6 protein-coding genes are annotated in these 4,348 nt (G+C 61.8%); 3 read left to right on the plus strand and 3 right to left on the minus strand.

The features are described 5' to 3' along the window. Both VEK15_28270 and VEK15_28275 read right to left on the minus strand, forming a co-directional pair. Positions 1-1,142: aminotransferase class V-fold PLP-dependent enzyme (locus tag VEK15_28270; GenBank protein HXV64626.1), on the minus strand; the 1,142-nt coding region annotated here is incomplete at its 3' end. A 56-nt stretch (positions 1,143-1,198) separates the two neighbouring features. Further along, the gene (locus VEK15_28275; protein ID HXV64627.1) at positions 1,199-1,603 is read right to left on the minus strand and encodes a carboxymuconolactone decarboxylase family protein; all 405 of its coding nucleotides are present in this window, start codon (positions 1,601-1,603) and stop codon (positions 1,199-1,201) included. A 95-nt stretch (positions 1,604-1,698) separates the two neighbouring features. Between VEK15_28275 and VEK15_28280 the strand changes: the two genes are divergently transcribed. Genes VEK15_28280 through VEK15_28290 form a run of 3 tightly spaced genes read left to right on the plus strand, consistent with a single transcriptional unit; the run spans position 1,699 to position 4,082 of the window. Next, positions 1,699-2,142: an Mpo1-like protein gene (locus VEK15_28280; protein ID HXV64628.1), complete on the plus strand. Its 444-nt coding sequence runs from the start codon at positions 1,699-1,701 to the stop codon at positions 2,140-2,142. Beyond that, complete coding sequence (locus tag VEK15_28285; GenBank protein HXV64629.1) at positions 2,143-3,501, plus strand: PQQ-binding-like beta-propeller repeat protein; 1,359 nt, start codon at positions 2,143-2,145, stop codon at positions 3,499-3,501. Between the two features lie 53 nt (positions 3,502-3,554). After that, positions 3,555-4,082 carry a hypothetical protein gene (locus tag VEK15_28290; GenBank protein HXV64630.1) on the plus strand — a complete coding sequence of 176 codons (528 nt, stop codon included), beginning with the start codon at positions 3,555-3,557 and terminating at the stop codon, positions 4,080-4,082. Positions 4,083-4,121: 39 nt separating this feature from the next. Here the strand turns inward: VEK15_28290 and VEK15_28295 are convergent. Continuing rightward, positions 4,122-4,348: hypothetical protein (locus VEK15_28295; protein ID HXV64631.1), on the minus strand; the 227-nt coding region annotated here is incomplete at its 5' end.

A 4,348-nucleotide genomic window follows, 5' to 3' on the forward strand; every position in this document is an offset into this window, starting at 1 on the left:
CGAATCACCGATTCCCCGTCCTCACGGAACGTCACGACGATTCCCTCTCTGTCCAGAAGCTCGCGCATCCCGGCGGGGTCGCGGCCGTGGACAAAGCTCACGATTGGGGAATCGTTCATCGGCGGAGTCCAGGTATCGAAACCCAGCCCGACGAGGCCCTGACGGAGCTCCTGGGCAAGCGCGACCGTGTGGTTTCGTATCCGATCGAGGCCGACGCGCTTCAAATAGTCGAGAGCGGCGTTCAGCTGATAGACGGTGCCGAAGGCGGCGCTCGCGTATTCGTATTTTCTCGCCGTCTCGTGCATCTCGAAGTGATAATCAGCAAGATCCTCAGCCGCTGTTCCGTGTCCGTAACGGTCCGGCCGCACGCGATCGAGATGTTCCTCGCGCACGAAGAACGGAGCGGCGCCGAAGCTCGAGAAAAGCCATTTATAAGAGTTGCAGGAGACGAAATCGACCCCCTCCTCGCGCAAGTTCGTGGGGAAGTGTCCGAGAGCCTGAACCCCGTCGGCAAAGAGAAGGGTTCCCTTGGCGTGCGCCAGCTCCGTCAGCCCTTGGAGGTTCTCGAGGTATCCGTTTCGGTTGGAGACCCAGGCCACGGAGACGAGCTTCGTTCTCCCATCGATCTGGGCGTCGAAATCCTCGATGTCGGCACGACCGTCCTTCTGCGAAACGATGCGAAGCTCGATGCCCTTCTGGTTCTCGAGCGCTCGATAGAGAACGAATGTGGTCGTGAAATGGAGCTCGTCGATGACGACGTTGTCGCCCGGCCGGAGGTCTAGGGCGCTGGCGACGATGTTCTCTCCGTCGCTCGTGGAGTAGAGCATGGCAACCTCTTCCGGTTTGGCGCCGAAGAGAGCGGCGAAACGGGTGCGAGCCTCCTCCCGGGTATCGGCGCGTCGGGCGGAGAACGGCGCGCGCATGTTCTCGTCCAGATAAGCAACCCCGGCGTCCCGAACCGGTTTCGGCAGTGGTCCCACGCTCGCGGTGTTCAGGTACGTGTGGGTCTCGGTGACGGGGAAGTCGGCGCGAACGCCCAGCGGATCGTCATCCGATGGGAGCGCGAGCCCTCGGGCCGCCGGAACCACGGCAAGGCCCGCGGCGGTCGTCTTCAAGAAAGTGCGACGGTCGAATGAGCTCACTGGGTCGCCTCCTTTTGGACTGTTCCAGACGGCTTGTCCCGTTATGTATTTTGGAGCTAGATTTTTCGACTTGCCTTGGCAGGGAAGTGATTGAGCCCTAGTTTCTCGGCGGCCTTGTCAGTCATGTCGACAATGGCGGCAGCGTTGACACCGATCGCGATGACGATCGCTTCGCTGATCTGCTCTTTCGTCGCTCCCTCTTTGAGAGCCTTCTTGATATGTCCTTCGATGCAGCCGTCACATTTGGCGACCAGCGAACAGGCCAACGCGATGAGCTCCTGGGTCTTCGAGTCGAGCGATTTTTGCTCCGTGTAGTAGGTCTCTTTGTAGAACTGAGCGTAAATCGCCTTCAGGCGCGGCTCGATCATGGAGTAGGAGGCCGGGCCTTGCTGACCGGGGTCGTAATCGATGCCCGGAATGTGCACGTCGTTCTTCTGGGCGGCCTCCGAATCCTTTGCCATGAAATCAACCTCCCTTTCGTCCCGAGCTCCCTTTCAGCGCACAATCATACCACGGGCTTGCGGCGTGCCCCGCGCTCGTGCGAGTATCCCCGGTCATGGAAAGCGCGAGGCTTTCGGCGTTGTTCGACGACTACGCGCGCTATCACGCGCATCCGATGAACAAGCTGTGCCATTATTTCGGCATACCGCTCATCGCCTTCACCGTCGTGGGCCTTCTAGCGAAAGTCGATCTCGGGGTGGCCCTCGCGGTCTTCGTGGCGGTTACCCTCTATCAGCTCACGCTGAGCCCCACGCTCACGTTGGGATTCGCGCTTTTCGTTGCCCTTTCGTTTCTGGCAGCGCCGGGTCTCTCCTGGAGCGTTCTCTGGGCCGGGTTCGTTCTCGGCTGGGTTCTGCAATTCGGAGGACATTACGTGTTTGAAAAGAGATCACCGGCCTTCTTTGCCAACCTCAGGCAACTGCTCGCCGGACCGCTCTGGGTGATGGCCAGCTTGATGGGAATGGCGTCTTCGAGACGTCCGGAGAAGGTCAAGCCGTAGATGACGCGCTTCGGTCGAAGCGGCGGGAAGGCGGGGGAAGTGATTCTCGCGCTGCCGAAGCCGCTAATCGTGATTGTCGCCTTGTCGACCGGTGTCTTTCTGGCACCCGGCACGGTGAGAGCCCAGGGCTCAGCGGAGCCGGAGACGTGGCCTCAATGGGGCGGGCCAAACCGAAACTTCATCGTGGAGAGGACGGGGCTCGCCGAGACGTGGCCCGATGCGGGGCCTCCCGTGGTTTGGAGTCGTCCGTTAGGCACGGGTCACTCGGCGATCGTCGCCGACGGGTCGCGACTGTACACCATGTATCGGGTGGGCAACGGCCGTGAGCGCGGTGGACCTTGGGACCGCGAAGAGCGAGTCGTTGCCCTCGACAGGAAGACCGGGGAGACGATCTGGGAGCACAAGTACCCTTCGAAGCTCGAGGACTTCAACTTCGGCGCCGGCCCCCATGCGACCCCTCTCATCGTCGGTGATCGTCTCTTTACTATCGGAACCAACAAGCAGATGTACGCGCTGGATGCGCGAAGCGGTGAGGTCCTCTGGTCGCACGACCTCGTCGCGGAGTTCGACTCGCCGTCGCTTCTCATTCGGCCGGTGGTCAAGGCGGGCTACGGATGCAGCCCGATCGCCTTCGAGGACAACGTCATTTGCAGCGTCGGCGGGCCAGGGCAATCGGTGATGGCCTTCCGGCAGCGCGATGGCGCCGTGGTTTGGAAGGCGGGCGACTTCTTGACCTCGGAGGCGCCGCCCATTCTGATCGAGGTCGCGGGAGCGCCGCAGCTCGTCGTTTTCGGAGGGGGCACGGTCAACGGAATGGATCCGGCCTCGGGAGAAGTGCTCTGGTCGATTCCTCACGATCCGGGAAACGACCTCAACTGCAGCACGCCGCTGTGGGGCCCGGACAACGTCCTCGTCGTGTCATCCGCCTACAAGGCGGGAAGCCGGGCGATTCGCCTCACCCCGAAGGGCGACGTCACGCTGGCGGAGGAGCTCTGGTTCACGAATCGCGTGCGTTTCATGTTTCTGAGCGCTCTTCGCCTTGGCGACACCATTTACGGCACCGCGGGTGATTTCGGACCGGCCTTTCTCACCGCACTCGACGTCAAGACCGGCCGAGCCTCGTGGCAGCATCGCGGTTTCGGGCGCGCAAGCCTGATCTATGCCGACGGCAAGGCCATCATCCTGGACGAAGGTGGGGATCTCGCACTCGCGCGGCTTTCTCCGGAAGGCGTAACGATCCTGTCCCGGGCCAAGGTGTTCGACACCACCTCTTGGAGCGCCCCGTCCCTCGTGGGGACGACGCTCTACGCTCGCGACCGGGAGAAGATCGTCGCGCTCGATCTGGGAGTGGAACAATAAAGTACACAGCCTCCTGTGCCCTGACGCTAGCGATCCTAGCTGGAGCCTCTTCGTTGCTCGCCCAGCCGCCGGACTTCTCGGGCACGTGGAGACTGGATCCGGCCCGAAGTCACGTCACTCCGGCGGCCGTGATGGCAGGCCTCATCGGAGTTGGCGCGCCGGAGACTCTCCACATCACTCAACCGGCCAACGGCACGCTCGTCATCGAGAGTCAGATCAACGAGAGCCACGCGCGGATCTACGACCCCGATCGCGAGACCACGACCCCGGTGTTCGTCGGGCAGGCGGGAAGCATCACGATGACTTCCCGGTGGGAAGGCCGGTCGCTCGTGAGCGAAGGCTCACGCGAGCCTTCGTCGGGAGAATCAGCGAGTCCAGCCGGGGTACGAGAGATCTTTTCCTTGAGCAGCGACGGTCGAACTCTGGAGATCGAGATCACGGTGACGGACGCGGAGGGTGAAAGCGCGAGCAGCTTGCGCTATACGAGAATAGGTGACGTGGGCTCTTGTGACAGGTGGCCATCACCTTGCAAGGATTTCGATAAGCCGAAAGAGGAGAGTCCTTCGAATCCCCGCCGATGACTCGACGCTCTCGCTTTGGGAGCAGCTTCCCGAGTTGGTTCAATCGCTGATCCATATTCTCTTGAACGAGCCGCTATCGACGTCCCAGACGAAGAACGAATTCCCACCTTCGGCGGCAAAATAATCGATGGCCGGGTTCTCGAGAAACAGCACCTCAGGCTCGTCGGGGGCACAAGCCCAATAACCCTTGCCACAGGCGGTTTCGTATTCTCCCGGTGCCGCCACATCGATCCCCATGACACTGAGATCACCGAGACCGTGCAGCT

It is taken from the genome of Vicinamibacteria bacterium (assembly GCA_035620555.1).
Lineage (GTDB): Bacteria > Acidobacteriota > Vicinamibacteria > Marinacidobacterales > SMYC01 > DASPGQ01.